Source organism: Halomonas sp. RT37, from assembly GCF_040070525.1.
Taxonomy (GTDB): Bacteria; Pseudomonadota; Gammaproteobacteria; order Pseudomonadales; family Halomonadaceae; genus Halomonas; species Halomonas litopenaei.
In genome coordinates this window covers 2,915,418-2,940,963 of sequence record NZ_CP098827.1, presented here as the reverse complement: position 1 = coordinate 2,940,963, position 25,546 = coordinate 2,915,418, and the positions used below count along the sequence as shown (strand labels likewise).

29 protein-coding genes and 1 tRNA gene are annotated in these 25,546 nt (G+C 65.7%); 15 read left to right on the top strand and 15 right to left on the bottom strand.

Annotated features, from left to right (window positions below; translation table 11 throughout):
* The first annotated feature begins 5 nt into the window (after positions 1 to 5).
* From NFG58_RS12615 to NFG58_RS12580, 8 genes are all read left to right on the top strand, one after another.
* Positions 6 to 152 carry a hypothetical protein gene (locus NFG58_RS12615; protein WP_348826627.1) on the top strand — a complete coding sequence of 49 codons (147 nt, stop codon included), beginning with the start codon at positions 6 to 8 and terminating at the stop codon, positions 150 to 152.
* An 8-nt stretch (positions 153 to 160) separates the two neighbouring features.
* Complete coding sequence (locus tag NFG58_RS12610; RefSeq protein ID WP_348826626.1) at positions 161 to 424, top strand: hypothetical protein; 264 nt, start codon at positions 161 to 163, stop codon at positions 422 to 424.
* 66 nt (positions 425 to 490) lie between these two features.
* Positions 491 to 1,294 carry a Rad52/Rad22 family DNA repair protein gene (locus NFG58_RS12605; protein WP_348826625.1) on the top strand — a complete coding sequence of 268 codons (804 nt, stop codon included), beginning with the start codon at positions 491 to 493 and terminating at the stop codon, positions 1,292 to 1,294.
* On the top strand, positions 1,287 to 2,159 hold the full coding sequence (locus tag NFG58_RS12600; RefSeq protein WP_348826624.1) for a hypothetical protein: 873 nt from the start codon (positions 1,287 to 1,289) through the stop codon (positions 2,157 to 2,159). The genes NFG58_RS12605 and NFG58_RS12600 overlap by 8 nt, the downstream gene beginning before the upstream one ends.
* 102 nt (positions 2,160 to 2,261) lie before the next feature.
* On the top strand, positions 2,262 to 2,636 hold the full coding sequence (locus tag NFG58_RS12595; RefSeq protein ID WP_348826623.1) for a hypothetical protein: 375 nt from the start codon (positions 2,262 to 2,264) through the stop codon (positions 2,634 to 2,636).
* Positions 2,637 to 2,868: 232 nt separating this feature from the next.
* Positions 2,869 to 3,825 carry a recombination-associated protein RdgC gene (locus tag NFG58_RS12590; protein ID WP_348826622.1) on the top strand — a complete coding sequence of 319 codons (957 nt, stop codon included), beginning with the start codon at positions 2,869 to 2,871 and terminating at the stop codon, positions 3,823 to 3,825.
* Between the two features lie 97 nt (positions 3,826 to 3,922).
* The gene (locus NFG58_RS12585) at positions 3,923 to 4,168 is read left to right on the top strand and encodes a hypothetical protein (protein WP_348826621.1); all 246 of its coding nucleotides are present in this window, start codon (positions 3,923 to 3,925) and stop codon (positions 4,166 to 4,168) included.
* Positions 4,165 to 4,383, top strand: a complete 219-nt coding sequence (locus NFG58_RS12580) for a hypothetical protein (protein WP_348826620.1) — start codon at positions 4,165 to 4,167, stop codon at positions 4,381 to 4,383. Before NFG58_RS12585 ends, NFG58_RS12580 begins: the two co-directional genes overlap by 4 nt.
* Before the next feature lie 220 nt (positions 4,384 to 4,603).
* Here the strand turns inward: NFG58_RS12580 and NFG58_RS12575 are convergent, their stop codons facing one another.
* Positions 4,604 to 4,900, bottom strand: a complete 297-nt coding sequence (locus NFG58_RS12575; protein WP_348826619.1) for a hypothetical protein — start codon at positions 4,898 to 4,900, stop codon at positions 4,604 to 4,606.
* 80 nt (positions 4,901 to 4,980) lie between these two features.
* Between NFG58_RS12575 and NFG58_RS12570 the strand changes: the two genes are divergently transcribed.
* Together NFG58_RS12570 and NFG58_RS12565 are read left to right on the top strand one after the other, a co-directional pair.
* Positions 4,981 to 5,298, top strand: a complete 318-nt coding sequence (locus NFG58_RS12570; protein ID WP_348826618.1) for a helix-turn-helix domain-containing protein — start codon at positions 4,981 to 4,983, stop codon at positions 5,296 to 5,298.
* 92 nt (positions 5,299 to 5,390) lie between these two features.
* On the top strand, positions 5,391 to 6,290 hold the full coding sequence (locus NFG58_RS12565; protein WP_052704450.1) for a site-specific integrase: 900 nt from the start codon (positions 5,391 to 5,393) through the stop codon (positions 6,288 to 6,290).
* 12 nt (positions 6,291 to 6,302) lie between these two features.
* Here NFG58_RS12565 and NFG58_RS12560 read toward each other — a convergent pair.
* The 6 genes from NFG58_RS12560 to bioB form a co-directional block, all read right to left on the bottom strand.
* A tRNA-Leu gene (locus tag NFG58_RS12560) sits at positions 6,303 to 6,387 on the bottom strand.
* A gap of 150 nt (positions 6,388 to 6,537) precedes the next feature.
* On the bottom strand, positions 6,538 to 7,230 hold the full coding sequence (bioD, locus tag NFG58_RS12555) for a dethiobiotin synthase (protein ID WP_348826617.1): 693 nt from the start codon (positions 7,228 to 7,230) through the stop codon (positions 6,538 to 6,540).
* 84 nt (positions 7,231 to 7,314) lie between these two features.
* Positions 7,315 to 8,190, bottom strand: a complete 876-nt coding sequence (gene bioC, locus NFG58_RS12550; RefSeq protein ID WP_348826616.1) for a malonyl-ACP O-methyltransferase BioC — start codon at positions 8,188 to 8,190, stop codon at positions 7,315 to 7,317.
* A complete protein-coding gene (locus NFG58_RS12545; protein ID WP_348826615.1) occupies positions 8,187 to 9,110 on the bottom strand; it encodes an alpha/beta fold hydrolase in 924 nt (307 codons plus the stop codon). Before NFG58_RS12545 ends, bioC begins: the two co-directional genes overlap by 4 nt.
* On the bottom strand, positions 9,107 to 10,279 hold the full coding sequence (gene bioF, locus NFG58_RS12540) for an 8-amino-7-oxononanoate synthase (RefSeq protein ID WP_222516601.1): 1,173 nt from the start codon (positions 10,277 to 10,279) through the stop codon (positions 9,107 to 9,109). Before bioF ends, NFG58_RS12545 begins: the two co-directional genes overlap by 4 nt.
* A 63-nt stretch (positions 10,280 to 10,342) precedes the next feature.
* Positions 10,343 to 11,437, bottom strand: a complete 1,095-nt coding sequence (gene bioB / locus NFG58_RS12535; RefSeq protein ID WP_045993967.1) for a biotin synthase BioB — start codon at positions 11,435 to 11,437, stop codon at positions 10,343 to 10,345.
* A gap of 60 nt (positions 11,438 to 11,497) precedes the next feature.
* On the opposite strand from bioB, the gene NFG58_RS12530 reads away from it, so the two are divergent.
* Positions 11,498 to 12,310 (top strand): ComF family protein, encoded by an 813-nt coding sequence (locus NFG58_RS12530; RefSeq protein ID WP_348826614.1) that lies wholly within the window; start codon positions 11,498 to 11,500, stop codon positions 12,308 to 12,310.
* Between the two features lie 51 nt (positions 12,311 to 12,361).
* Positions 12,362 to 13,354, top strand: a complete 993-nt coding sequence (locus tag NFG58_RS12525; protein WP_045993968.1) for a serine/threonine protein kinase — start codon at positions 12,362 to 12,364, stop codon at positions 13,352 to 13,354.
* Positions 13,355 to 13,400: 46 nt separating this feature from the next.
* On the opposite strand, the gene NFG58_RS12520 is transcribed toward NFG58_RS12525, so the two are convergent.
* Positions 13,401 to 13,982 (bottom strand): hypothetical protein, encoded by a 582-nt coding sequence (locus NFG58_RS12520; protein ID WP_348826613.1) that lies wholly within the window; start codon positions 13,980 to 13,982, stop codon positions 13,401 to 13,403.
* A 451-nt stretch (positions 13,983 to 14,433) separates the two neighbouring features.
* Between NFG58_RS12520 and folE the strand changes: the two genes are divergently transcribed.
* From folE to NFG58_RS12505, 3 genes are all read left to right on the top strand, one after another.
* Positions 14,434 to 14,991, top strand: coding sequence for a GTP cyclohydrolase I FolE (gene folE / locus NFG58_RS12515; protein WP_045993969.1), 558 nt, complete (start codon positions 14,434 to 14,436; stop codon positions 14,989 to 14,991).
* 85 nt (positions 14,992 to 15,076) lie between these two features.
* A complete protein-coding gene (folX, locus tag NFG58_RS12510) occupies positions 15,077 to 15,496 on the top strand; it encodes a dihydroneopterin triphosphate 2'-epimerase (protein ID WP_045993970.1) in 420 nt (139 codons plus the stop codon).
* A 129-nt stretch (positions 15,497 to 15,625) separates the two neighbouring features.
* On the top strand, positions 15,626 to 17,086 hold the full coding sequence (locus NFG58_RS12505; RefSeq protein WP_348814445.1) for an NAD-dependent succinate-semialdehyde dehydrogenase: 1,461 nt from the start codon (positions 15,626 to 15,628) through the stop codon (positions 17,084 to 17,086).
* A 193-nt stretch (positions 17,087 to 17,279) separates the two neighbouring features.
* Here the strand turns inward: NFG58_RS12505 and purH are convergent, their stop codons facing one another.
* From purH to dsbD, 7 genes are all read right to left on the bottom strand, one after another.
* Complete coding sequence (gene purH, locus NFG58_RS12500; RefSeq protein ID WP_108132872.1) at positions 17,280 to 18,860, bottom strand: bifunctional phosphoribosylaminoimidazolecarboxamide formyltransferase/IMP cyclohydrolase; 1,581 nt, start codon at positions 18,858 to 18,860, stop codon at positions 17,280 to 17,282.
* 78 nt (positions 18,861 to 18,938) lie between these two features.
* The gene (gene fis / locus NFG58_RS12495; RefSeq protein WP_045993973.1) at positions 18,939 to 19,271 is read right to left on the bottom strand and encodes a DNA-binding transcriptional regulator Fis; all 333 of its coding nucleotides are present in this window, start codon (positions 19,269 to 19,271) and stop codon (positions 18,939 to 18,941) included.
* The gene (gene dusB, locus NFG58_RS12490; protein ID WP_348828135.1) at positions 19,268 to 20,335 is read right to left on the bottom strand and encodes a tRNA dihydrouridine synthase DusB; all 1,068 of its coding nucleotides are present in this window, start codon (positions 20,333 to 20,335) and stop codon (positions 19,268 to 19,270) included. Before dusB ends, fis begins: the two co-directional genes overlap by 4 nt.
* Before the next feature lie 146 nt (positions 20,336 to 20,481).
* The gene (gene prmA / locus NFG58_RS12485; RefSeq protein ID WP_108132870.1) at positions 20,482 to 21,399 is read right to left on the bottom strand and encodes a 50S ribosomal protein L11 methyltransferase; all 918 of its coding nucleotides are present in this window, start codon (positions 21,397 to 21,399) and stop codon (positions 20,482 to 20,484) included.
* A gap of 86 nt (positions 21,400 to 21,485) precedes the next feature.
* A complete protein-coding gene (accC, locus tag NFG58_RS12480) occupies positions 21,486 to 22,826 on the bottom strand; it encodes an acetyl-CoA carboxylase biotin carboxylase subunit (protein WP_045993975.1) in 1,341 nt (446 codons plus the stop codon).
* 46 nt (positions 22,827 to 22,872) lie between these two features.
* Positions 22,873 to 23,343, bottom strand: a complete 471-nt coding sequence (gene accB / locus NFG58_RS12475) for an acetyl-CoA carboxylase biotin carboxyl carrier protein (protein ID WP_045993976.1) — start codon at positions 23,341 to 23,343, stop codon at positions 22,873 to 22,875.
* 180 nt (positions 23,344 to 23,523) lie between these two features.
* The gene (gene dsbD, locus NFG58_RS12470) at positions 23,524 to 25,443 is read right to left on the bottom strand and encodes a protein-disulfide reductase DsbD (RefSeq protein WP_348826612.1); all 1,920 of its coding nucleotides are present in this window, start codon (positions 25,441 to 25,443) and stop codon (positions 23,524 to 23,526) included.
* Between the last annotated feature and the right edge of the window lie 103 nt (positions 25,444 to 25,546).

Below are 25,546 nucleotides of genomic sequence, written 5' to 3'. Positions count from 1 at the left end.
AAAGCATGCGAGCACTGATCTTGATCACCGCCCTGGCCTTGGCCGGCTGTAGCAGCCAGCCGATCGACCGGGAATTCGGACATCGCCACGGCTACGACGCCATGCGGTCGATGATCCAGTCCACTGGGACGATTCATCACGGGATTGATTAGGGGGCGATATGAGTGATATCCGGCCAATTTCTGCATCAAGCTCCAATCCCGATGACGTTTACCGACTGCTGGTGATGACTCATTGCATGGCAGGTTCTCTTGCCATCGCAAAGAAAGATGGCTGGCGGCTTGCCCGAACGGCAACGTTTCCATCTTACGTTATGACGGTGTGGACGAACGGCATAGTGGATATCGGAGCGGAGACAGACAAGGACTACGGTGGTACGCCTGAGCATCACAGGTACTGGCTTAACAAGGCCGAGCAGGAATAAGGGAGCCCCAGCCGATGGCGGTCGGACTGGGGCGGATACCAACAGTATCGAGGAGAGGGTAGCAGCATGGCACCACAAGAGGAGAATCTTTCGCTCTGGCGGCAGGTCGAGAAAACGCCGACGACGGCGATCAAGCCCGCCGATGTCGATGGCCAGAAGATCATGACGCTGGACCAGATCTATGTGATCCAGCTAGCCACCGAGCTGTTCGGTCCCATGGGCATCGGCTGGGGTTACCGCATCGAAGACGAGCGCTACGACCAGGGCGCGCCGATCCTCGACGCCAAGACGGGCGAGCTGATCACCCACGAGCAGACCCATACCGTTCGCCTGGTGCTCTGGTACCGCTGGCATGGCGAGAAGGGTGAGGTCACCCAGTTCGGCCACACCCGCGCCGTCTACCGCACGAACAACGGGCGCTGGAAGACGGACGGCGAGGCACCGAAGAAGTCGGTCACCGACGCCATCAAGAAGTGCCTGAGCCTGCTCGGCTTCGCCGCCGACGTCTACGGCGGGAAGTTCGACAACCACGGCTACCTGCAGGAGCGCCAGGCCGAGACCGAGCTGGAGCAGGCCGAGGACTACGACGCCGCTCTCCAGGAGAAGCGCGACGAGTTCAAAACCTGGCTCGAGAAGCAGTGCGCTGGCTTCGACATGATCCCCCACCCCGCGAGCATTCAAAAGGTGCTCACGATCCAGCTTGAACAGCTGCCACGTCGAGCCAGCATCGCACGCTTAGATGAGAAGGCGCAGCAGGTGGCCGGTGAAAAACTCAAAGCCTCTGCTGAGGAAGCCATCGACAAACTCCGCCAGGCTCGAGCAGCAGAAAAGACAGCCAACAAGACATCACAGGAGAGCGCTCATGGGTAACGCCGCAGTGAAACTCGACACCTCGCAACCCTATGCCGCCGAACTGATCGAGCTCAACGACGTCGAGAAGCAGTTGGCCGAGCTGCGCGCCAAGCACGGCACGGTGCCGGACTACACCTCCAAGGAGGGCTATGCCTGCGGCAAGGCCTCGATCAAGGAGCTGACCTCCTACCGCACCGGTACCGACAAGGCGCGCCTGGCCATCACCAAGCCCCACCGCGAGTTCATCGATCAGGTCAACCAGTACGCCAAGAGCCTGATTGCCGAGATCGAGAAGCTGGAGGCGCCCCACCGGGACGCGAAGCAGGAAGTCGATGAGGCCGAGAAGCGGAAAAAGGAGGAGCGCATCGCCCGACTGCGCGAGAAGCTGCACAAGGAGGTCACCAGCTACCTCGACACCGCTATGGGCCTCGACTCGGCCGGCCTGGTCGAGCTGATCGACGCAGCCGAGGCCATCGACACCGAGAACTACTTCGACGTCACAAAAGAGGCCGAAGACGAAAAGGCCCGGGTGCTGCGCGAGCTGCGCGACCAGCACAGCCGCGCCCAGGAGCGCGAACGCCTGGCCGCCGAGCGTGCCGAGCTCGAGCGTCAGAAAGCCGAGCTGGAGCGCCTCAAGGCTCAGCAGGCACCGGCCGAGCCGACTGCCGGCGATGTGGCCACGGCCGGCGGCACCGACTTCAGCCAGGAAGACTCCGACGATTGGGAAGGCATGGGCAGCGCGTTGCAGGACGTACCGTCCGCTGATCCCTTCGGCGACGCCCTTGAGGATCTGCAGTGCTTGGGCCTCGACCCCAGCCAGGCGGTGGACGTGCTGTCTGCTATCCAGCGCGGTGACGTCCGCCATATTGCTTTTCATCGGTAAAGCAATTACTGGCGACGAAGAACCAGGCCCCACACCGGGGCCTTTTTTGTGGGAGGCGGTATGCCACGCAAATACCACCGCTGGCCTCGCGAGGATCTCGACATGCTCGAGCGCCTGGTGCTGGCAGGCTGGCATGACGAAGACATCGCTGACGAGATGCAGCGGGAACTGTTGTCTGTGCGCGGCGCCATTCAGCGCATTGGCCTATCCAAAGCCCGGCCTGCCAGCTTCTGGAACCGGCGAGACGACTGGCCAGAGATCGACACCATCATCGTCGATTGTCTCGAGGCCAGCTTGATGACGGTGCCTCAAGTCGCTGAGCACTTGGCCCGCATTGGGAGAAGGGTCTCGGTTCAAAGCGTGTACCGGCGAATCGCCAGCATGCCAACAGAGGTACAGAACCGAGCCAAGCGCAATGGCAGCCGGCGTCGCGCTGCTGTCTGCTCACGGATCAAAGGTCGCCGCAGGGCGGCATGAATAAACGCGCCGTGCCCGGTGGCGCTGAATGACCGGAGCCGAGGCCAGGCCACCGTGTCTCAAAACGGAGTCAGCCCGCTGGCCGCCGTCTCCTCAGCTCCACCCGTGCTGAGCGCGGGCGAGCTCACTGCACAGCAGTAGGCGGCAGGGCGGGCCGGGTGCCGCACGTGAAGCGGCAATTTCTTTCCAGCCTCCTCGGCACGCGCCGGGGCTTTTTCATGGGAGCACGATCATGTGGTTCAAAAATCTCCATCTCTACCGCGTTCACAGCGCCCATATCTCAAGCCTGGAGTGGCTCGAGCAAGCGCTGGGCGAGCAGGCGTTGCGCCCCCTCAGTGGCAGCGAAGCACGTCGCGTTGGCTGGGTGCCGCCGGCCGGGCGCGGCGGTGACCACTACCTGCATGAGCTTCAGGGGCATCACCTCATGAGCATGTGCCGGCAAGAGCGAATCCTTCCCGTCTCAGTAGTGCGAGAGGAGGTCGAAGAGCGCGTCGAGGCGATCGAGGCGGAGGAGTGCAGAAAGCTGCGCCGCCAAGAGAAGCAGGCAATCAAGGAGCAGGTTTACGAGGAACTGTTGCCGCGGGCATTCGTGCGGACGCAGCGATTCGACGTGTGGTGGGACGTGAGTCGCAACCTGATCGGCGTGGCCACCTCGAGCCGCAAGCGTGCAGAGGAAGCCCTGGACCTTATGCGCGAGACGCTGGGCAGCCTCAAGGTCACACCGCTTGCTACGCAGACCCTTCCGATGCGCGCCATGACGACTTGGCTTACGGACCCCGGCAGCCGGCCGGTCGACATGCAGATCGGGGATCAGGTCGAGCTCAAGGCAAAAGGTGATGACGGAGTCGTGCGCGGCCGCCAGGTGGACTTGGACAGCGATGACATGCAGCACCTGCTGGAGAGCGGGCGCCAGGCAAGCAAGCTCGCCCTGGGGCTCGAGGGGCGTATGACCTTCGTGCTCCACGACGACCTGACCATCAAGGCAATTCGCTTCGATGACACGCTGATTGACGAGGCGAACGAGGCTGATGACGGCGATGACGCGGTAGCCCGCCTCGAGACCGACTTCCTGCTGATGGCTCAGGCCCTGGGCGAAAGCGTGGATCGCGTCGTTGAGTGGATGGGCGGCGAAGCCCAGCAGTACGGCGCGGGCCACAAGGATGATCTGTTGAGGCAGGGAGCCGCATGACACCAGCCGAGTGGATCAGCGACATCGAGGTTTGGGGCGAGGTCGGCGCCAGGGCTGTCGAGCAGGCGCTGGCCGATCAGATGTGGAGGGAGTGGGTATGCAGCGAGTAGACAGGCTGCGCGGCCTGGTGTCCGTGCAGCAGGAGATCAGGGTGAGGGAAGGGCTACCGGTGCGGTTCAGCGCCCGGCACGTGGCGGCGGGCCTCGGCGCCGTGATGGGCCAGTACCGGTTGGTGAAAGCGCCGGAGGCAGCCCAAGAGGCGATCCGGCAGTGGCACGAGCACGGGCGGATTCAGCGCGATGGCACGCTCGACGGGATACCGGCTTGGAGGAAGGCGGTATGAAGCTGACACACCAGCACCTCAAGAAGCACCCCGAGAAGCTGGAGCGCTTCGACCAAGTGCGAATCTGGTCCGGAGAATGGCACATGTGGTGGCGACCAGATGCTCGCGGCTACACCCCGAACCAGAGCGAGGCAGGAGTGTACGACACGATTGAGGCCTGGGCCTGTGTTGCGCACTGCGGCCGCGAGAAGAAGATCAGCCTGGTGGCGGCATGATCGCGGCCATCATTCTCGGCCTGCTGATCATGGCCGGCGGGGCGCTGGTACTGAGAGAAGCGAGGCGGGCGTACAGAGAGCAGAGGAGAAGGGTATGAGCAGTACCTACTGGCAGACTCAATACCAGGGTGCGAGGCGGAAAGTGCAGGAGCTGGAAGCCGAGAGGGATGCGCTGCGGCACGTGGTGTCCGAGGCGAGGGCCATGGGCCTCCTCACGCCATCAGCGGAAAGCGGAGCAGATCACCGCGCCTTGTGCGAATTTGCAAGAGATTTGCCCACCAGCCTCGCCCGCCGCGATGCCGAGCTTCTGAACGAGCCGTTCGAAGGGCTGCCTGGCTGTACTGATGGAGGCTGCGTTGTGAAGAAGCCCGATGGCATGCACACGAACGGGGGCTGCCAATGCATCAAGCACCAGACTGCCAGCACCATCGTTCAGCGCCTCGCACGCCTTCGAGACCAGCGTCGGCGTGAGGCCGAGGGAGTAAGCGATGAGCCTTGAAACACTGGCCTTCTTCATCCTGTTGGGCTGGGTTGCCTGGCTCGACTTGAAACGATAACCGCCGCCCTCGAGGCGGCTTTCTTTTGCGCGGAGGGTGTATGCAGAAGGTGCTTCTGACCTACAGCGAGGCCGCCGAGATGCTTGGCGTCAGCCACTGGACGGTACGGCGCTGGGCGAGCCAGGGGGCGCTGCGAACCGTGAGCAGCGGCAAGGGCCGGAAAGTGACCCTGGGGAGCATTCATCGGCTGGCCGACCTTGACGCCGGCGCACCAGAGTATGACGCTCACAGTGCGCCCGGCGTGCAGAAAATGGAGAAAACTGCATGCCACACAGAAGGAAGGGGTCACCGTACTGGTGGGCCTCATACCAAGAACGCGGCCAAAGAGTTAGACGCTCTACTGGCTCAACGGACCTGAACGAGGCCAAGGCGATCGAATCCAAGTGGCGATCGCAGGCCCATAGAGAACAGCACTGGGAGGTAAAGCCGCCGCGGCTGTTCGAGGAAGTGATGCTTGAATACCTGCGCGGGTCGGAGCACTTGCGCAGCCTGGAGACCTTGAAGCGGCAGACGAAGAACCTGCTGGCTTTCTTCAAGGGCAGGGAGGTCAACGGACTGACCGGCCAGGACATCAAGGCCTACTGCCGGCAGCGGAAAGACCAGGGGCGAGCGAACGCCACGATCAACCGCGAACTGGCGGCCCTGTCCTCGGCCATCAATCATTGCAATCGTGAATGGGAGTGGGATCTTCCGAATCCGGTGAAGGGCAGGATGCTGCGGGAGCCACACCACCGGGAGCGGTATCTGACGAGAGCCGAGGCGGGCCGGCTGATCGCGGTGGCCCGGCAGCAGCGGAGCGGTGACATCCTCGCTGACTTTATCGAGGTTGCCGTCTACACCGGCTGTCGCCGAGGAGAGTTGCTCAACCTGGACTGGGCCAGGGTGGACCTGACGCGAGGAGTGGAGTCGATCACGCTCAACGCCAGGCACACGAAGTCGGGGAAGCCTCGCGTTGTGCCGCTGAACGCCAATGCGGCATCGGCAATCAAGAGGCGGGCGACCTGGCGTGCGGAGAACGCGCCACAGTCGCCCTGGGTCTTCGCCCGGCCAGGCGGTGGCCAGGTGAAGTCGCTGCGCAGTGGTTTCGAGAAAGCAAGCAAGAGCGCCGGCCTCGAGGATCTGCGCATTCACGACTTGAGGCATACCGCCGCATCATGGCTGGTGACAGACGGGGTGCCGCTGGAAGTCGTGAAGGAGTTGCTCGGTCACTCCAGCATAACGATGACGGAGCGATATGCACACCTGGCGCCACACCGGGTGAGGGAAGCAGTGAATCGGCTCGGTCACAATCCGGTCACACCCGAAAATCTAGTGCGCCGTGACAATGTGCTGGAATTCGGGAAAAGCTGAGGGAAATCAAGATGGTGCGGATGGGGAGACTCGAACTCCCACGCGCTAAGGCACTAGAACCTAAATCTAGCGTGTCTACCAATTCCACCACATCCGCACGCGGGGTAGGCGGGGCATATTTTACGTTGCCGGCCTGGCAAGTCAAACACTTCCGTGAGGTGCGCTCGCTTCGATCGAGCCAGGGCCCCGCTATCCGCCCGGACGCTTCGAGCGGCTCGGGGGCGGGGCTGAGGCTTGTGAGGTCGAGCTATGGCAGCGAAAGATGATCGGCGGCTTGATCGGCCAGTGCCCGATGGTCGCTGCCATCTAGGCGTGGAATGATGCCGAGGCAGGGCCCCGGCAGCCTGGCTTTCAGGTGATCGAGGTTGTCCCGGTAGAGGGTTTCATCTTCGGCGACGCCGGGATCGACAAGGTTGCCGATCCAGCCGGCGCAAGTGACGCCATCTGCCTTGAGGGCTTCGGCGGTCAGCAGGGCGTGGTTCAGGCAGCCAAGTTTCAGTCCCACCACCAGGATCACAGGAAGCTGAAGGCGTGTGGCGAGCCCCGCCAGGTCCTCCTGGTCGTTGAGCGGGACCCGATAACCGCCGGCTCCCTCGACCAGGATCAGATCACGGGGGAGCTCAAGGCTTCCCCCCAGCGTGTGGCAGAGCCGGTCGAGGGACAGGTCCTCGCCGGCATAGCGAGCCGCCAGGTGTGGCGCGATGGGGGGCGCGAAGGCGAACGGATTGATGTCGTCATAGGGTACAGACGGCACGCTCTGAGCCTGCAGGGTCAGGGCGTCGATATTACGCAGTCCCTCGGCGGTGGACTCACACCCCGAGGCGATCGGTTTGAGGCCGAGGGTGGTCTGGCCCTGGCGGCGTGCCAGGGCCAGCAGGCCGGAGCTTGCCAGGGTCTTGCCGGCGTCGGTGTCGGTGCCGGTCACAAAGTAGCTTGGCATGGCGAGTGCGGGATCCTGTGCTGCAAGTTTGGTGGCGGTGAAACGACGATGGGGCACCTCACTCAGGGGCGCGGTGGTCAGGCGTCAGCGATCGAGAATCAAGGTCAGTCGCTGGTAGGTCACCGGCAGTCCTTCGGGTCTGCGCAGGTGTTCATAGCGGGCCCGCGCCTGTCTTATATCCTGACGGCTCAGACGGGCGCCGGGACGGGCGACCTGGGCGCCGACGCCCTTGACCGAGGCCATCACGGCGTCCAGGTCCGGGTAGTAGAAGCGCTCGGCACGCTGCTCGAAGGCGGTGGCGGCCCAGCGGCGGGAAAGCACTGCTCGCCGGTGGTCGTCGAGGCTTGCGAAGTCCAGCACTCCACTGGCCTTGCCCGGTTGACGCCAGACCTGGCCGATCTCTGTCAGGGTGCCGGGCAGCAGGGTGTTGAGTACCGCCCGTCCCCCAGGTGCCAGGACGCGATGGAGTTCCGCCAGCACCTGCTCCAGGTCGGGACACCACTGGATGGCCAGATTGGATATCGCCAGGTCGAGACTGGCATCGGCCAGCGGCAGCGCCTGGGCGTCGGCGCAGACCCAGGCGCACGCCGTGGCACGCGGATGAGGTGATGCCTCTTGGCGAGCCTGTGCCAGCATCGCCGCGGACAGATCCAGCCCCAGCACGCTGGCGTCAGGGTAGCGCTGGGCTACTCCCCGGGTCAGGTCGCCGGGCCCGCAACCCAGATCGAGGATCCGTTCGGCGTGATCTGGCAGGTGGGGCCACAGCGTCTCGGCCATTGCCATCTGGGCGCGTGCCAGTTCTCGGTAGCGCGGGGCCGCCCGCGAGAACGCCCGGGCGACCCGTCGCTGCCAGTCACCGGGTGTGGCATCGGGCGCTACGGAGACGCCAGCCTGGGCCGGCGTGGCGGTGTCGCTGGAGCGTGCGGGCTCGAGCTGGCGCTGCACAAGCGGAGCGTTCATGGCGTCACCTCGTCAAACCCCTGGACTTCGCGGTCGGCATCGATAGCTTCGCGGTCACCATAGTGAGCCCCGCGACGGCTGGTGGGTGCCTTTCCTTCATCTAGCATGCGCAAGGCGTGTCGCTGAATCGCCTCGGCCAGACGGGCCGGCTGGCTCAGCATCGGGCAGTGTCCGGCGCCTTCGATCCGCTCGTCCATGGCCGCGCGTACGGCAGGGGCCAGCAGGGGGTCCGTGGCACCGCACAGGGACGTGGCGGGGACGGGAGTTGCATTATCCGGCGCTTGGCCTGAGACATGGCCTGGCACGCCGCCAAGCAGGTCACCGATATCGGCGCTTGCCAGGGTGGCGAGGCCCTGCTCCAGGGTGGCGTGATCGGCGCCGATGTCAGGCGTCAGCAGGCTGCGCAGCCGGCACAGGGCGTCACGGGGCGAGGGCTCGCCGGACAGCTGCCAGCGCAGAAAATGCTCTCTGGCCCTGGTCGGGTCGCGGCGGAAGGCGGCGCGAAAATCAGCCAGCGCGGTCGTTGTCACCCCGTTCGGGTGACAGAAGGTCGGGCCCATGCCGAGCAGCACCAGGCCATCGGGGGCGGGCAGGTGCCGGGTCAGCGCGGCGGCCTGCAACGCACCGAGCGACCAGCCCACCCAGATGACCGGCTCGCCGTCGCGGGACGACAGGGAAGGCCCCATGGCCTTCGCCAGCGTCTGAAGGCCAGACGGCGGGTGTGCCTGCTGCTGGAAAAGCCCCGTGTCTGCGTCTGAGGCGTCTGCGTCCGAGACACCTGCGTCTGCAAGCGTGGGCCTGCCGCCTATCCCAGGCCAGTCGATGGCCTCCACCGTCACCGAGGTTCCCCAATGGCTCGCCAGCGGTGACCAGATTCTGGCGTCGATGGCCCAACCGGACAGCAGAACCAGCCGGATCATCGGGATGCCCCTGCGCAGGTGGCCGACTCCTGCTTCTGGCAGGTCAAGAGCGCCTCGAGCAGACGGTCGATGTCGTGGTCGTCATGGGCGGCGCTCAGGGTGACACGCAGCCTTGAGGCGCCGGCGGGGACCGTCGGCGGGCGAATGGCGCCCACCCGAATGCCGGCGTCCTCGAGGGTACTGGCCCAGTCCAGGGTGCGCTGCTCATCACCGAGCAGGATCGGCTGGATGGGGGTGGCCGACGCCATCAGCGGCAGCTTCAGGCTGGTGGCCTCGCGGCGGAATCGCGCGATCAGCCCATCGAGATGGCGGCGACGCTCGGGTTCGCCGGCCAGTATCTCGAGAGACTGTAGCGTCGCCGCCGCCACCGGCGGGGGCAGGGCGGTGGTGTAGATGTAAGGGCGGGCGAACTGGATCAGATGCTCGATCAGGGCGTCATCGCCGGCGACGAAGGCACCGGCGGTGCCGAGCGCCTTGCCCAGGGTGCCGACCAGCACGGGGACCCGCTCGCAGCCGAGTCGTCGCCCGACGCTGCCGTCGCCGTTTTCGCCCAGCACGCCGATGCCGTGAGCATCGTCGATCATCAGCCAGGCGCCGTGGCGCCGGCTGAGCTCGGCCAGGCCGTCGACGTCGGCGCAGTCCCCGTCCATGCTGAAGACACCGTCGCTGATGACCAGGCGGCGGCTGGCGTCCGGCACCCGATCCAGCAGGCGCGCCAGGTCATCAAGGTCGTTGTGGTGATAGCGCCGTGAGCGGGCCCCGGACAGCCGGGCACCGTCGATCAGGGAGGCGTGATTCAGCCGGTCCTGCAGAAGATGCACGCCGCTGTCGCAGAGCGCCTGTATCACCCCCAGGTTGGCCATGTAGCCGGTGGAGAACAGCAGCGCCCGGGGGCGTCCGGTGAGGCGTGCCAGGGCTTCTTCGAGTGCCTCGTGCACCGTGCTGTGTCCGGTGACCAGATGTGAGGCACGGGCCCCGGTGCCGAAGCGCCGCGCACCATCGGCGGCGGCCTCGGCCAGACGCGGGTCAGCGGCCAGGCCGAGATAGTCATTGCCGGCCATGTCGAGTCGCTGCGCGTCCTGCCGATGGACACGGCGCTGACGCCAGCGATGCGCCTCGTGGCGTGCCTGGGCACTCTGGCGCAGGTGGGAATGCCAGTCTGCGCTCATGGGGTGGGCTCCTGGCGGGGACGCACCGCACTAGCGCAGGGCTGGCAGCGGGCGCACATGGGGCTAGACCGCAGCGTCATAGAACTGGGCGCTGCTGGCTTCCCTGGCCTGGCGCTCGATCTGCCGGGCCAGGACCTGTTCGCGTTCGTCGTCACTGGCACAGGTGTCGCGACGTTCCGGATGCAGGCCAAGCTTGTCGAACAGCGCGCGGTCACGCTCGACCTGTGGGTTGCCGGTGGTCAGCAGGGTGTCGCCGTAGAAGATCGAGTTGGCGCCGGCCATGAAGGCCAGTGCCTGGGTCGACTCGTCCATTTGCTCCCGCCCGGCGGACAGTCGCACGTGGCTCTTCGGCATCATGATGCGGGCCACCGCGATGGCGCGCAGGTACTCGATGGGGTCCAGGTCCTCGACGTCCTCCAGGGGCGTGCCGGGGACCTTGACCAGCATGTTGATCGGTACCGACTCCGGGTGCGGTGACAGGTTGGCCAGCTGCCTGAGCAGCCCCGCGCGATCGCGAGCGGTCTCGCCCATGCCGAGGATGCCGCCGGAGCAGATCTTCATGCCGGCCTGGCGCACATTGCCCAGGGTGTCGAGGCGATCGGCGTAGCTGCGCGTGGTAATGATCTCGCCGTAGTACTCAGGCGAGGTATCCAGATTGTGGTTGTAGTAGTCGAGGCCGGCGTCGGCCAGCTGGTGGGCCTGGGCTTCGTCGACCATGCCGAGGGTCATGCAGGTCTCGAGCCCCAGCGCCTTGACCCTTTTCACCATTTCGATGACCACCTCGAGATCCCGCTGGCGCGGGCTGCGCCAGGCGGCGCCCATGCAGAAACGGCTGGCACCGGCATCGAGTGCGGACTTCGCCTGCTCCACCACCTTTTCGATCTCGAGCAGCTTCTCCTTGTCCAGGCCGGTGTTGTAGTGGCCAGACTGAGGGCAGTACTTGCAGTCCTCGGGGCAGGCGCCGGTCTTGATCGACAACAGGGTCGAGACCTGAACGGCGTTGGCATCGAAGTGCTGGCGGTGGACGCACTGGGCCTTGAACAGCAGATCATTGAAGGGCAGGGCGAACAGCGCTTCGATCTCATCGAGCGTCCAGTCGTGACGGGGGGCGGCATCGGCGGCTAGGGTGGAAACTGTGGACGTCGAGTCGGCAGACATGGGTGTCTCGCTATGGTCAACTTTTTAAAATCGGATTGGTTGACGACAAGGATAAGTGGTATGGCGAAGCTGTCAACCTGCGTGATCGGCAAGGTTGACCATGGCGTGGCGAAGCTGATGGCGGATCGCTGCCTGTTCTGCCTGGCGACCCTAGCGCCAGGGCCAGGGCCAGGGCCAGGGTCAGGGTCAAGATCGGGGCTCGCGGTGATTGCTGCGCCGGGTCCTGTGACCGTCCTGCTGTGTGATCCCTGCCGCCGAGGGCTTGAACTCAATCGTTGTCCCTGCGAGGGCTGTGGCGAACCCTTGCCCGAGCACCGCTGGCGGCGTCCGGCGGGTGAACGCCTGTGCGGTCGCTGTCTGGTGGAGCCCTTAAGCTTCCATGAGGTGCGGACGCCGCTGATCTACCGCGACGAGATCAGACGTCTCGTCCAGCGCTTCAAGGCCGAGGCCCATCTGCCCAGCGCCCAGTTGCTGGTCGCACTGTTTCTCGAGGCATCCCTCGTGGGCGAGAATGGCGTGCCTGACGCTCTGATCGGGGTGCCGCGTCATCCCGTCAGGGCCAGGCGCTTTGGCTTCGATCAGGGCCAGTGGCTGGCCTGCGAGCTGGGGCGCCGGCTCGGCGTGCCGGTGAGGCGGGCCTGGCGGCGCCGCGATGATCGCCCCCAGCATGAGCTCGGTTCGCGGGCCCGCCGTCGCATCGCGTCGGGCATGTTTGGTATCGCGTCAGGGCTGCCTCGGCACGTGGCGCTGGTCGATGACGTCATGACCACCGGGGCCACCCTTGAGCGGCTGGCGCAGGCCTGTCGCCGGGCGGGGGCGCGCCGGGTAGACGCCTGGGCGCTGGCGAGGACGCCGCCACCCTGGCTCTGTTAAGCTCGGCGCCTCTCGCCTCGTTTGATATTTGTGCTTTTACCCGGAGCCCCCATGACCACGACCCCCACGCCCTTCAGTGAACTTTCTCCGCAGCGCGTGGTGGAGGCGATCGAATCACTGGGCCTGTGGCTGCCCGGCGAGCCCTTTGCGCTCAACAGCTACGAGAACCGCGTCTATCTGGTGCAGGACGATGACCGCAAGCGTTGGGTGGCCAAGTTCTACCGCCCCGACCGGTTGAGCGATGAGGCCATCGGCGAGGAGCACGCCTTCCTGCGTGAGCTCGACGATGCCGGGGTGGCGGTGGCGGCCCCCTGGCGCAACGACGCTGGCGAGAGTCTGCATCGGGCGGGGGGCTACCGCGTGGCGCTGTTTCCCCACCTGCCCGGCCAGGCGCCTGAGCTCGAGAACCCCGACCATCTGTTCGCCCTGGGTGAGCTGATAGGACGCGTCCACGAGGTGGGCCGGCGCGGTGAGTTCGCCCATCGCTGTCGGCAGGAGCCCCGCGCCATGGCCGAGCAGGCCCGTCGCACGGTACTCGAGAGTCCCTGGTTGAGCGAGCGTCAGCGCAAGGCCTACGAGCGCATCTCGCAGCAGTTGATCGAGGCGCTGGCACCACCCGCGGGTGTCAGTGCACCCATGCAGAGGGTTCACGGCGACTGCCACATCGGCAATATGCTGGGGCGGGAGGATCGCTTTGCGCTGGTCGATTTCGACGACGCGATGATGGCGCCGGCGGTACAGGACCTGTGGATGCTGTTCACCGCCCAGGGACCGGAGGAAAGGGCGATGCAGCTATCGGAGGTGATCGAGGGCTACGAGCAGGTGATCGATTTCGATCGCCAGCAGCTCGCCCTGATCGAACCGCTGCGCGCCTTGAGGTTGATGCGCCATAGCGCCTGGGTGGTGGCGCGCTGGAACGATCCGGCCTTTCCCCGGGCGTTTCCCTGGGTCGCCGACGCCGGCTACTGGGACGAGCACATCCGCCAGCTGGAGCATCAACGCCTGGCCCTGGCGGATTCCGAGCGCTGGCTGGCGGGTGGCTGACAGATGGGGGCTGGCGGACGTCTTGTGCTGTCCGCCATAGGTGCCGCTACTCGGACGGAGTGGTCTGGCTCGACGGGGTGGCCTGCTTGGCTTCGTTGTCGGCGTCTTCGCCACGACGTTCGGCGTTAAGCTGCGCAGACGGGTTGGGCATCTGCTCGATGGCCAGCGGTTCGGTCAGTTCCAGCTGAAACACGCGGTCGGCGTCCAGGCGGCAGCCGTCGTCATCGCAGGCGGCGATGCCGAACTGGCCATCCTCGTCATAGGCGCCGGCGATGAGTTCGCCGGAGTAGATGTGGCTTTCGCCGCCATCGGTCTCGACGCAGGTGAGGGCCTCGGTGGTGATACGCAGGCGTTGGCCATCGCGCTTGGCGTCGCCGACCAGCACGCAGTAGTGAGGCAGGTCGGTGCGTCCCTCGGCATCGGCGGCGGGCTTGAGCATGACATCATCTAGCCGCTGTCCGGCGGAGTCGAGGTCGATGCCTTCGATAATGCTGACGTCGATGCGTGCCTGGGCGGGTAGCTCCAGGCTGTCCGCCATAGCGGGCGTCATGCTGGTCAGGGCGCTGAAGGTCAGAATGGCGACGAGGGGCGTGCTGGGCCGGGCAAGCAGGCGGCGAAGGGCAGGCATTGGCGATTCTCGCGATATGGCTGGCGAAATGCGGGCAACAGGACGGGTAGCTGCATGGAGGCATGCCACCGACAGTGTCGCCTGGCACATGGACAACCTGATGACGATAGCACAGGGCTGTCGGGTGGACAGCTATCGCTCTCGTTGCGCGACTCTCTGTCACGTACCTCGTCGCGACGGTGGCGGCAATCTCCCAATAGACCTTGGCAACGGGCTTTTGCCGCGGGCTGTGGCAAGACCGGGTGTCGCGCCGATTTCTCGCCAATGATGGGGGGGGGGGGGGACGGTGGGCAAAAACGCCAGGCGAACTGCGGAAGGCGACACGCTGCGGTAGACTATCGCTCACGCAATGCAAAAGCTATACTTCAAAAATTCTTTGTACAGGTTTTGTGGAGCCAGGCGGGCCGCCTGGTGTTCGCCCGAGCCGACGACTCCCCTGAAGGGCTGGATCATGACTGACGAACTCGCCAATCACTATCGACACATCATTGAGGAACTGGGCGAAGACCCGGAGCGAGAAGGGTTGGTGGATACGCCCAAGCGTGCTGCCAAGGCCATGCAGTTTCTCAACCGCGGCTACACCCAGTCGCTGGAAGAGATCGTCAATGGTGCGGTGTTTTCGTCCGAGACCGACGAGATGGTGCTGGTCAAGGACATCGAGCTGTACTCCATGTGCGAGCATCACTTGCTGCCCTTCATCGGCAAGTGCCATATCGCCTACCTGCCCAACGGCAAGGTGCTGGGACTGTCCAAGTTTGCCCGGATCGTCGACATGTACGCCCGCCGCATGCAGATCCAGGAGAATCTGACCCGTCAGATCGCCGATGCCGTGCTGCAGGTCACCGATGCCCGGGGCGTGGCCGTGGTGGTGGAGGCGCGACACCTGTGCATGATGATGCGAGGGGTCGAAAAGCAGAATTCCAGCATGACGTCCTCGGTGATGCTGGGGGCCTTCCGCGAGAAGCCGAGCACCCGTCAGGAGTTCCTGACGTTGGTCAACAGCCGCTGAGGAGCCGGTTCTACGGCCGCCGCACGAAGCGCTGAAGCCGATGCTTTTCGTTTACCGCTTTCAAGCATGACGCACGGGAGGGGCCATGTCCCTGCATGTACTGGGTGACCAGCACCTGGATCACGACCTTGCCACCATCCGCATCAAGAACCTGCGGTTGAGGACCTTCATCGGCATCAAGGAGGAGGAGATCCTCAATCGCCAGGACGTGGTGATCAATGCGGTGATCCGCTACCGCGCCGACAAGGCGGTGGCGTTCAATCATATCGAACAGGCGCTCAACTACCGCACCATCACCAAACAGGTGATCGCGCTGGTGGAGGAGAACCGCTTTCAGCTGCTGGAGCGGATGACCCGCGAAGTGCTGGACCTGATCATGAGTCACGAGCAGGTGCTGACCACCCAGGTGGAGATCGACAAGCCCCATGCGCTGCGCTTTGCCGACTCGGTATCGATCACGCTGTCGGCCTCGAGGGCGCCGCGGGATCAGGATTCGGTGAGTTGAGGCGACGGCTTCGAGTTGGCGATCGGCCAGCGGAACGCTTAGCATGAAAGCTATATCGTCGTCGCGCAGTCGCTGAAGCGTCGTCGCCAGTCAATGCAGTTTTCCGTCAAGCCCGAGCCAGGAGCCTTCATGAAAGCCCTTAACGACATGCCGCTGTTTCGCCCCTTTGCCTATATCGACGGAAGCTGGGTGGCGGCCGACAGCGGGGAGCAGATCGACATCGTCAATCCGGCCAGTGGCGAGACCATCGCCCAGATGCCTCGCCTGGGTCGCGCCGAGACCGAGGCGGCGATCGACGCGGCCGACGCCGCCTTGCCGGCCTGGCGCGCGCTGACGGCCCAGGAGCGGGCAGACATCCTGATGAAGTGGTACGAGCTGATGCTCGAACATCAGGACGAGCTGGCCACCATCATGACCCTCGAACAGGGCAAGCCGCTCAAGGAAGCCGCCGGCGAGATCGTCTATGCCGCCAGTTTCCTGCGCTGGTTCGCCGAGGAAGGACGCCGGGTCTACGGTGAGACCATTCCGGCGGCCAAGGCCAACCAGCGTATCGTGGTGACCAAGCAGCCGGTGGGTGTCTGCGGCGCCATCACGCCCTGGAACTTCCCCGCCGCCATGATCACCCGCAAGGCTGGCGCGGCCCTGGCGGCAGGCTGCACCATCGTGGTCAAGCCGGCCAGTCAGACCCCGCTGTCGGCCACCGCGCTTGCGCTGCTTGCCGAGCGCGCCGGGGTACCGCGTGGGGTGTTCAACGTGGTGCCGGGGTCGGCCAGCGAGATCGCCGCGGCCCTGACCGAATCACCGGTGGTGCGCAAGATCACCTTCACCGGTTCCACCGAGGTGGGGCGTACCCTGATGTCCCAGGCGGCCCAGCATATCCAGAAGATCTCGCTGGAGCTTGGCGGCAACGCACCGTTCATTGTGTTCGAGGACGCCGATCTGGACGCGGCGGTGGACGGCGCCATGGCGGCCAAGTTCCGCAATGCCGGCCAGACCTGCGTGTGTACCAATCGCTTTTTGGTGCAGTCCAGCGTCATCAACGCCTTCAGCGAGAAGCTGGCGGTGGCCATGAACAGCGAACTGACGGTCGGCGACGGCACCACCGAGGGTGTCAACATCGGACCGCTGATCGACGACAAGGCAGTGGGCAAGGTCAACGAGCATGTCCAGGACGCGGTGGACAAGGGTGCCGAGCTGTGGATCGGTGGTCACCCCCATCCGCTGGGTGGCAACTACTTCACGCCGACCCTGGTCAGCGGTGCCACCAGCGAGATGAAGGTGGCCCGGGAAGAGACCTTCGGTCCGCTGGCGGCGGTATTCCCGTTCGATGACGAGGAGGACGCCATCGAACTGGCCAACGACACCGAGTTCGGTCTGGCGGCCTACTTCTACTCGAAGGACCTGGGCCGGGTGTGGCGAGTGGCCGACGCCCTCGAGTACGGTATGGTCGGCATCAATACCGGCCTGATCTCCAACGCCGCGGCGCCCTTCGGTGGGGTCAAGGCCTCCGGCCTCGGTCGCGAAGGCGGGCACCAGGGCCTGGCCGAGTTCCTCGAGACCAAGTACCTGTGCATCGACCTCGGCGAGTAAGCCTCAGACTGCCGCCATCCTGCAGGTGGCGGCAGCGCGCTCAGCGATAGCACACACACAAGGGCCCCGACGCATTGCGTCGGGGCCCTTGTCGTAGATTGGCGCTTAGATTGGCGCTTAGATTGGCGGGCGGCTCCTGGGTGGGCCGGAACCGGCGGGACCTGGGGCCCCGCCGTGCCGCCACGCGACCGCGTCAGTGGCGGAAGTGGCGCATACCGGTAAACACCATGGCGATGCCGGCCTCGTTGGCGGCGTCGATGACCTCCTGGTCACGCATGGAGCCGCCGGGCTGGATCACCGCGGTGATGCCGGCGCTGGCGGCGGCGTCGATGCCGTCACGGAAGGGGAAGAAGGCGTCGCTGGCCATCACCGAGCCGGGCACCGAGAGGCCTTCGTCGGCGGCCTTGATGCCGGCGATGCGGGCCGAGTAGACACGGCTCATCTGGCCGGCGCCGACGCCGATGGTCTGGCCTTCCTTGACGTAGACGATGGCGTTGGACTTGACGAACTTGGCGACCTTCCAGGCGAAGGCCAGGTCACGCATCTCCTGCTCCGAGGGCACGCGCTCGGAGACCACTGTCAGGTCGTCGCGGGTGACCGTGCCCAGATCGCGGTCCTGGACCAGCAGACCGCCGGTGACGCGCTTGAGGTCGTGGGCCGGTGCCATCTGGCCGGGCCAGTTGGCGCTGACGTCGAGCAGGCGCACGTTCTTCTTCTCGGCGACGATGGCCTGGGCCTCGTCGCTGACCCCGGGGGCGATGATCACCTCGACGAACTGACGATCGATGATGGCGCGGGCGGTGTCGGCGTCCAGCGGCACGTTGAAGGCGATGATGCCGCCAAAGGCGCTGGTGGGATCGGTGGCGAAGGCCTTGTCGTAGGCCGCAAGAGCGCTCTCGCCCACGGCCACGCCGCAGGGATTGGCGTGCTTGACGATGACACAGGCGGTGTCGTCGAAGCTCTTGACGCACTCGAGCGCGGCATCGGTGTCGGCCACGTTGTTGAACGACAGCGGCTTGCCCTGCAGGGTGACGGCGGTGGAGACGCTGGGTTCGCTGGCGCCTTCTTCCACGTAGAACGCCGCCTGCTGGTGGGGGTTCTCGCCGTAACGCATGGACTGCTTCTTGGTCAGCTGCAGGTTGTAGGTGCGCGGGAAACCGTCCTCTGCTCCCTCGACCCGACGGCCAAGATAGTCGGCGATGGCACCGTCGTAGCCGGCGGTGTGTTCAAAGGCCTTGACCGCCAGGTCGAAGCGGGTGGCCTGGGCCAGCGCGCCGCCGTTGTCACGCATCTCTGCGATCACCCGGTCGTAGTCGTCGGCGTTGACCACGATGCTGGTGTAAGCATGATTCTTGGCGCAGGCGCGCACCATGGTGGGGCCGCCGATGTCGATGTTCTCGATGGCGTCTTCCAGGCTGCAGTCAGGACGCGCCACGGTGGCGGCAAAGGGGTAGAGGTTGACCACCACCATGTCGATGGGCGCGATGTCATGCTCGGCCATGACCTCGTCGTCCTGGCCGCGACGCCCGAGGATGCCGCCGTGGATCCTGGGGTGCAGGGTCTTGACACGGCCATCCATGATCTCGGGAAACCCGGTGTGCTCGGACACCTCGGTGACGGCGATGGCGTTGTCGGCCAGCAGGCGGTAGGTGCCGCCGGTGGACAGCAATTCGACGCCCATGTCGGCGAGGGCGCGGGCGAAGTCGACGATACCGGTCTTGTCCGACACGCTGATCAGGGCGCGACGAACGGCGAGAGAGGAGGGCTGGGCCATGGGGATGTCTCTGTTGCGAAGGGAAGCGAAGGGCGCCTTGGCGCAGAAAAGGGAGCCGTGGGCTCCCTTGGGGTCGGGTCAGATCAGTTCGTAGTGCTTGAGCTTCTTGCGCAGGGTGCCACGGTTGAGTCCGAGCATCTCTGCGGCACGGGTCTGGTTGCCGTTGGTGTAGACGAGCACCGACGACAGCAGAGGCGCCTCGACCTCGGCCATCACCATGGCGTGGAGGTCGGTGACGGTGCCGCCGTCGAGATGGTCGAAGTAGCGTTCCATGGCGGCGAACACGGCCTCGCGCAGGGGACGTTCGTCACTGGCCTGCGGTGCGGAGGGTGCCAGGCCGTCGAGGCCACGCTGAGAGGTGTCGAGTTTGGAGGCGGACACCGACTGGTCGATGGGTTGCTGGCTGGTCATGCGGCACGGGTTCCATGGTGTGCCACGGCCCTGGCCACGCGCTCGGGGGCGCTGGCGGGGTCGTGACGAAAGAGTTCGTCGATAAAGTCGCGCTGGGCCTGGGTCGAGGTCAGGCCGTTGAAGGTGGCCTTGAGCTGGCGACGGCCATCGTCGTCGAGGCGTCGATCGCTGGACAGGTACCAACCCAGATGCTTGCGCGCGATGCGCACGCCCATATGGTCACCGTAGAAGGCGTGCAGGGCATCGAGGTGAGAGCCGAGGACGTCGCGTCGTTCCGCGTCGGAAGGCGCCGGCAGGATTTCGCCATGGCGCAGATAGTGGCTGATCTCGCGGAAGATCCAGGGGTTGCCCTGGGCGCCTCGACCCACCATCACCGCATCCGCACCAGTATAGTCGAGTACGCGCCGAGCCTTTTCGGGAGACGTGATATCGCCGTTGGCAAAGACGGGGATGCTGACCCTTGATGCCACCTCGGCGATGGTCTCGTACTCGGCTTCGCCCTGATAGCGTTGCTGGCGATGACGGCCGTGGACGGCCAGCGCCTGGATACCGGCATCTTCCGCCAGCCGGGCGATGCGCACCGCGTTGTTGGATTCGGCGCACCAGCCGGTGCGGATCTTCAGGGTCACCGGCACGTCGACGGCGGCCACCACCGCATCGAGGATCTCCGCCACCAGCGCTTCGTCCCGCAGCAGGGCAGAGCCCGCGGCCTTGTTGCAGACCTTCTTGGCCGGACAGCCCATGTTGATGTCGATGATCTCGGCGCCCTGTTCGGCGTTGAGGCGGGCGGCGGTGGCCAGCATCTCGGCGTCGCCGCCGGCGATCTGCACCGCCCTGGGGCCGGGTTCGCCCCGGTGGTCCATGCGCAGGCGCGACTTGCGGGTGTGCCACAGGCTGGGATCGGAGGTGACCATCTCGCCCACCACCAGTCCCGAGCCCAGGCGACGACAGAGCGCGCGGAAGGGGCGGTCGGTGACCCCGGCCATAGGTGCAAGGATCACCGGGCCGGCCAGCTGATGCGGGCCAATGCAGGTGGTGATGCCTGAATCTTGCTGTTGCACCATGGGGGATCTGGGATCGTGGTCTGACATGGGAGCTGCCGTCGTTCCGGGGCTGCATATCATACGCCTCGAAGCACCGTTGGTGAAGGCGTGTTCGAGACGTTTTAATGCGAAAGGCTGCCCGGTGACAGCCTCTCGTGGCGCGATGTTCAGTCCTTGGTGGGGCGCCGGCCGCTAAGCCGCACCCAGCCTTCACGGACTTCCGGCTCGTCCATGAAAAGTCCCTCGTGGCGGTAGGCGTCGATCACCTCGTCGGCCTGGGCCTCGAGGATGCCAGACAGCGCCAGGCGACCACCGTCGGCGACATGGCCGGCGATGGTCGGGGCCAGTTCCACCAGCGGACCGGCCAGGATATTGGCCACCACCAGGGTGAAGCGCTCCTCGCCCATCTGCTCCGGGTAGCGCAACGTCAGGCGCGACTCGTCGATGGCGTTGCGCTCGGCGTTGTCACGACTGGCGCTGAGCGCCTGCGGGTCGATGTCGGTGCCGATGGCTCGGGCGGCACCCAGCTTGAGTGCGGCGATGGCAAGGATGCCGGAGCCACAGCCGACGTCGAGCAGTTCGATGCCGTCGAGTTCGCCGTCGAGCGCCAGCCCATCGAGCCACTCGAGACACAGCGCGGTGGTGGGATGGGTGCCGGTACCGAAGGCCAGGCCCGGGTCCAGATGCAGATTGACCGCGTCATCCTCGGGCGGCTGGTGCCAGCTCGGCACGATCCACAGTCGCTGACCCATGCGCAGGGGCTCGAAGCTGTCCATCCACTCGCGCTCCCAGTCGCGGTCATCGATCAGCTCGTGCTCGATGACCGGGCAGGGCTCGCCGGGCAGGGATTCTGCCCAGGCGGCAGACAGACGCTCGAGCATGTCCGCCAGGCCGTCGAGGTCATCGTAGAGACCGGTGAGAATGGTCTGGTCCCACAGTGGGGTGGTGCCCCGGTCCGGCTCGAACACCGGATCGTCGTGGGCGTCCTGCAGGGTGATCGCGGTGGCGCCTTCGGCCAGCAGCAGTTCCTCCAGCAGTTCCGCCTGCTGTGGTGGGACCTCGGCCTTGAGTTGAAGCCAGGGCATGGCGGTATTCCTCTTCGGTCTGGTGCAACGTCAACGGGGCGGCCTGGGCCGCCCCGTTGTCACGCTCTTGGTACAAAGCCGCCGTGCTACTGCGCGAGCTTCTTCTCGAGGTAGTGAATATTGACGCCACCCTGCTGGAAGTAGCCGTCGCGCACCAGGTCCTTGTGCAGGTCGGTGTTGGTCTTGATGCCTTCCACCAGCAGCTCGTCCAGGGCGTTGCGCATGCGCGTCAGCGAGGTCTCGCGGTCGGCGCCCCAGGTGATCAGCTTGCCGATCAGCGAGTCGTAGTGGGGCGGCACCGTGTAGCCGGTGTACAGGTGGGAGTCCATGCGCACGCCGAGACCACCCGGAGGGTGGTACAGCGTGACCTTGCCCGGAGAAGGCATGAAGGTGCGAGGATCCTCGGCGTTGATGCGGCACTCAAAGGCGTGGCCGTTGAGCTCGACATCTTCCTGGCGGATCGACAGCGGCAGGCCGGAGGCGATGCGCAGCTGCTCGCGCACGATATCCACGCCGGTGACCATCTCGGTGACCGGGTGCTCCACCTGGACGCGGGTGTTCATCTCGATAAAGAAGAACTCACCGTCCTCGTAGAGGAACTCGAAGGTGCCGGCGCCGCGGTAGCCGATTTCCACGCAGGCTTCGCGACAGGCTTCCAGCACCTTGGCGCGGGCGTCCGGATCAAGGCCCGGCGCGGGTGCTTCTTCCAGCACCTTCTGGTGGCGGCGCTGCAGCGAGCAGTCGCGGTCATACAGGTGGATGGCATTGCCCTGGCCGTCGGCCAGCACCTGAACCTCGACGTGACGCGGCTTCTCGAGGAACTTCTCCATGTACACGGTGCCGTCGCCGAAGGCCGAGTGGGCCTCGGTGCGGGTTACCGTGACCGCGGAGATCAGGTGGGCTTCGGTGTGCACCACGCGCATGCCACGTCCGCCGCCGCCGGCGGCGGCCTTGATGATCACCGGGTAGCCGATGCGCCGGGCGGTGGCCAGCAGCTCGCCTTCATCGTCGCCCAGCGGCCCGTCGGAGCCTGGCACCGTGGGCACGCCGGCCTTCTTCATCGCTTCGATGGCGCTGACCTTGTCGCCCATCAGGCGAATGGTCTCGGCGCGCGGGCCGATGAAGGTGAAGCCGGAACGCTCGACCTGCTCGGCAAAGTCGGCATTCTCGGAGAGGAAGCCGTAGCCGGGGTGGATGGCGCTGGCGTCGGTCACCTCGGCCGCGCTGATCAGCGAGGGGATATTGAGGTAGGACTGGGCCGAGGAAGCGGGGCCGATGCACACCGCCTCATCGGCGAGCCGCACGTGCATCAGTTCGCGGTCGGCCTTGGAGTGGACCGCAACCGTCTTGATCCCGAGCTCCTTGCAGGCCCGCAGGATGCGAAGAGCGATCTCGCCGCGGTTGGCGATAAGAACCTTGTCCAACATGGTGGTGTCCGCCGAAAGTGAATGATCAGGGAAGACGCAAGTCTTCTCAGGAGATGACAACCAGGGGCTGGTCGAACTCGACGGGCTCGCCGTCCTCGACCATGAAGGCCTCGATCACGCCGTCACGATCGGCTTCGATCTGGTTCATCATCTTCATCGCTTCGACGATGCAGATGGTGTCACCCTTGCGCACGCTGGCGCCGACTTCCACGAAAGGCTTGGCGCCGGGTGCCGGGGAGCGGTAGAAGGTGCCGACCATCGGCGAGACCACGGCCTGGCCCTGGTAGCTCGGGCCGCTGTCGGCGCTGGGTGCGGGAGCTTCGGCCGGGGCCTGGGCAGGTGCGGCCGCCGGTGCAGCGGGTGCGCCCCAGGGTTGGGCGGCGGGTGCCGGCTGCCAGCTGCCACCCTGCGGATGACGGCTGATGCGGACCGATTCTTCACCTTCCTGGATCTCGATTTCGCTGATGTTGGACTCTTCCAGCAGTTCAATCAGCTTCTTGACCTTACGAATATCCATGACGTTGTCTCGATCGTGTGAAGTGTCTACCGGGCGCTGTAAACCCGGTCCAAGTCGTTAGAGATCGCGGCAAGATGGCGGCTCTTGGCGTCTCTATCGTGTCAGAATTCAGAGTAGTGCGGAGTTTGCCGAAAATTGCGAAGGTTGTCCAGCGAGGCCGAACGCTGTTCGCTGTCACCTTCACCCGCTGGTGGTAGCCGCCTGGGCGCCGTCGAGGGCGCGGCTGACTGCGGCGATATGGCCGGCCAGGGCAGCGGCATCGAGTTCGCCCTGGATACGTGCCTGACGAAGCTCCTGGTCCCCGTCGAAGAACAGAAGACTCGGTGGGCCGAACAGACCCAGATGGTCGAGCACCTCACGACTCACGGCGTCGGTGTCGGTCACATCGACGTCGATCCAGCGGAAGCCGGCGAGGGCCTCGCGTACCCGGGGGTCGGGAAACACCTCGCGCTCCATCACCTTGCAGGAAATGCACCATTCGGCGGTGACGTTGACGAAGGCGGGGGTCGTGGACTCGGCCAGGGCCGCCTGAAGCTGGCCCAGGCTCTCGACGATGCGATCGGGATGGGCCGCCTCGATAGAGCTGCTCGTCGCGCTCATGGGGCCGGCGGCCAGGGGGCGAAGGGGATCGCCACCGCCACGGGCGGCGCCGATGACCAGCGCGATGCCCCACACCAGCAGCACGATACCGGCGCCCTGGCGGACCCGCGGCCAGCCCGGCGTACTCGCCAGATCGAGGGCGCCGAGGGCCAGCGCCGTGCCGATGGCCAGACCCGCCCACAAGAGCAGGGTGAGCGGGGCCGGGATCAAACGCTCGATCAGCCAGACGGCGACGCCCAGCAGCAGCACACCGAAGGCGATCTTGACCCCGTTCATCCAGGCGCCCGAGCGCGGCAGCAGGGTGGTGCCGAAGCCGCCGACCAGCAACAGCGGGACGCCCATGCCCAGCGCCAGGGCCAGCAGCGCCGCGCCACCGATGACGGCGTCACCGGTAGAAGAGATGAATACCAGGGCGCCGGCCAGCGGTGCCGACACGCAGGGCGAGACCACCAGCACCGACAGCGCGCCGGCCAGCGCCAGACCCAGGGGGCCGCTGCGCTGGGCGCGTGCCTGCCAGGCATCGATGCGTGAGCCAAGCCCCGAGGACAGGCGTAGATTGAAGACCCCGAACATGGCCAGTGCGAACAGGGTGAAGAGGGCGGCGAACACGATCAGTACCGGGGCCGACTGCAGGCGCGCCTGAAGGTTCAGCCCCGCGCCGAACAGCCCCATCAGCACGCCGACCAGGGCGTAGGTGGCGGCCATGCCGGCGACGTAGCTTGCCGAGAGCGCAAAGGCGCGGGGGCGGCTGGGGTTCTGACCGACGATGATCGACGACAGGATCGGAATCATCGGCAGCACGCAGGGGGTAAAGGTCAGCCCGAGGCCGGCCACAAAGAACAGTCCGAGCATCAACGGCAGGCTGGCTTCCTGCATCAGGGCGCGGAAGCGGCCGTCTTCGCTGAGCGGAGCTGCATCGACAGAGGCGGCAGGGAGGCTGCCTGCTTGCTGGCTCGTGGGCGGCTGTCCGGCGAGGTCCGCTGGGGTAGCCTGGGCTGTGTTGTCGTTGGCCGTCTGGCCGTCCTCCAGGGCGTCGGCAAAGGTGGCGGGGGGCTCACTCTGGGCGGCGGCCAGCTCAAGCCGTTCCGGGGGGTAGCACAGACCGGCGTCGGCGCAGCCCTGGAACGTCAGGGCGATGTCCAGTGGCCCCTGACGGGTGTCGGCCAGCGGGGCACTGAACACCACCTGATCGTAGAAGACGTTGACGTCGCCGAGAAATTCGTCGGTCTTGGCCTCCCCGGGCGGTAGCGACAGCTCACCCAGGGCGTCCGGTTCGCCTGGCAGTTCCAACGAGAAGCGGTGACGATAGAGATAGTAGCCGTCGGCATTTTGCATGCCGATATAGAGCCGATCGCCGTCGTGCCAGGCGCTGGCGGTAAAGGCCTCGTTCACCGGCAGAAACTCGGCGCTGCTCGACGACGAGGAAAAGAACTGGGCCTGGGCCACCCAGGGGGACAGCAGCAGACAGACGAACAGCAAGAGGCGTGTGGCGAAGAACACGTCGAATCCTTGTTGACGATGGGTGTGGAAGACGGGGCAAGGCGTGGCGGGATTCGCCTGCCGTGTCAGACCCCGCTGTGTGACCGTGGAAGCGGGGCGGGGT

What these genes read in the sequence shown, in the direction of transcription:
- NFG58_RS12615 (WP_348826627.1), top strand. Translation starts at nt 6, where the DNA reads ATGCGAGCACTGATCTTGATCACCGCCCTGGCCTTGGCCGGCTGTAGC.
- NFG58_RS12610 (WP_348826626.1), top strand. Translation starts at nt 161, where the DNA reads ATGAGTGATATCCGGCCAATTTCTGCATCAAGCTCCAATCCCGATGAC.
- NFG58_RS12605 (WP_348826625.1), top strand. Translation starts at nt 491, where the DNA reads ATGGCACCACAAGAGGAGAATCTTTCGCTCTGGCGGCAGGTCGAGAAA.
- NFG58_RS12600 (WP_348826624.1), top strand. Translation starts at nt 1,287, where the DNA reads ATGGGTAACGCCGCAGTGAAACTCGACACCTCGCAACCCTATGCCGCC.
- NFG58_RS12595 (WP_348826623.1), top strand. Translation starts at nt 2,262, where the DNA reads ATGCTCGAGCGCCTGGTGCTGGCAGGCTGGCATGACGAAGACATCGCT.
- NFG58_RS12590 (WP_348826622.1), top strand. Translation starts at nt 2,869, where the DNA reads ATGTGGTTCAAAAATCTCCATCTCTACCGCGTTCACAGCGCCCATATC.
- NFG58_RS12585 (WP_348826621.1), top strand. Translation starts at nt 3,923, where the DNA reads ATGCAGCGAGTAGACAGGCTGCGCGGCCTGGTGTCCGTGCAGCAGGAG.
- NFG58_RS12580 (WP_348826620.1), top strand. Translation starts at nt 4,165, where the DNA reads ATGAAGCTGACACACCAGCACCTCAAGAAGCACCCCGAGAAGCTGGAG.
- NFG58_RS12575 (WP_348826619.1), bottom strand. Translation starts at nt 4,900, where the DNA reads ATGAAGAAGGCCAGTGTTTCAAGGCTCATCGCTTACTCCCTCGGCCTC.
- NFG58_RS12570 (WP_348826618.1), top strand. Translation starts at nt 4,981, where the DNA reads ATGCAGAAGGTGCTTCTGACCTACAGCGAGGCCGCCGAGATGCTTGGC.
- NFG58_RS12565 (WP_052704450.1), top strand. Translation starts at nt 5,391, where the DNA reads ATGCTTGAATACCTGCGCGGGTCGGAGCACTTGCGCAGCCTGGAGACC.
- bioD (WP_348826617.1), bottom strand. Translation starts at nt 7,230, where the DNA reads ATGCCAAGCTACTTTGTGACCGGCACCGACACCGACGCCGGCAAGACC.
- bioC (WP_348826616.1), bottom strand. Translation starts at nt 8,190, where the DNA reads ATGAACGCTCCGCTTGTGCAGCGCCAGCTCGAGCCCGCACGCTCCAGC.
- NFG58_RS12545 (WP_348826615.1), bottom strand. Translation starts at nt 9,110, where the DNA reads ATGATCCGGCTGGTTCTGCTGTCCGGTTGGGCCATCGACGCCAGAATC.
- bioF (WP_222516601.1), bottom strand. Translation starts at nt 10,279, where the DNA reads ATGAGCGCAGACTGGCATTCCCACCTGCGCCAGAGTGCCCAGGCACGC.
- bioB (WP_045993967.1), bottom strand. Translation starts at nt 11,437, where the DNA reads ATGTCTGCCGACTCGACGTCCACAGTTTCCACCCTAGCCGCCGATGCC.
- NFG58_RS12530 (WP_348826614.1), top strand. Translation starts at nt 11,498, where the DNA reads ATGGCGAAGCTGTCAACCTGCGTGATCGGCAAGGTTGACCATGGCGTG.
- NFG58_RS12525 (WP_045993968.1), top strand. Translation starts at nt 12,362, where the DNA reads ATGACCACGACCCCCACGCCCTTCAGTGAACTTTCTCCGCAGCGCGTG.
- NFG58_RS12520 (WP_348826613.1), bottom strand. Translation starts at nt 13,982, where the DNA reads ATGCCTGCCCTTCGCCGCCTGCTTGCCCGGCCCAGCACGCCCCTCGTC.
- folE (WP_045993969.1), top strand. Translation starts at nt 14,434, where the DNA reads ATGACTGACGAACTCGCCAATCACTATCGACACATCATTGAGGAACTG.
- folX (WP_045993970.1), top strand. Translation starts at nt 15,077, where the DNA reads ATGTCCCTGCATGTACTGGGTGACCAGCACCTGGATCACGACCTTGCC.
- NFG58_RS12505 (WP_348814445.1), top strand. Translation starts at nt 15,626, where the DNA reads ATGAAAGCCCTTAACGACATGCCGCTGTTTCGCCCCTTTGCCTATATC.
- purH (WP_108132872.1), bottom strand. Translation starts at nt 18,860, where the DNA reads ATGGCCCAGCCCTCCTCTCTCGCCGTTCGTCGCGCCCTGATCAGCGTG.
- fis (WP_045993973.1), bottom strand. Translation starts at nt 19,271, where the DNA reads ATGACCAGCCAGCAACCCATCGACCAGTCGGTGTCCGCCTCCAAACTC.
- dusB (WP_348828135.1), bottom strand. Translation starts at nt 20,335, where the DNA reads ATGGTGCAACAGCAAGATTCAGGCATCACCACCTGCATTGGCCCGCAT.
- prmA (WP_108132870.1), bottom strand. Translation starts at nt 21,399, where the DNA reads ATGCCCTGGCTTCAACTCAAGGCCGAGGTCCCACCACAGCAGGCGGAA.
- accC (WP_045993975.1), bottom strand. Translation starts at nt 22,826, where the DNA reads ATGTTGGACAAGGTTCTTATCGCCAACCGCGGCGAGATCGCTCTTCGC.
- accB (WP_045993976.1), bottom strand. Translation starts at nt 23,343, where the DNA reads ATGGATATTCGTAAGGTCAAGAAGCTGATTGAACTGCTGGAAGAGTCC.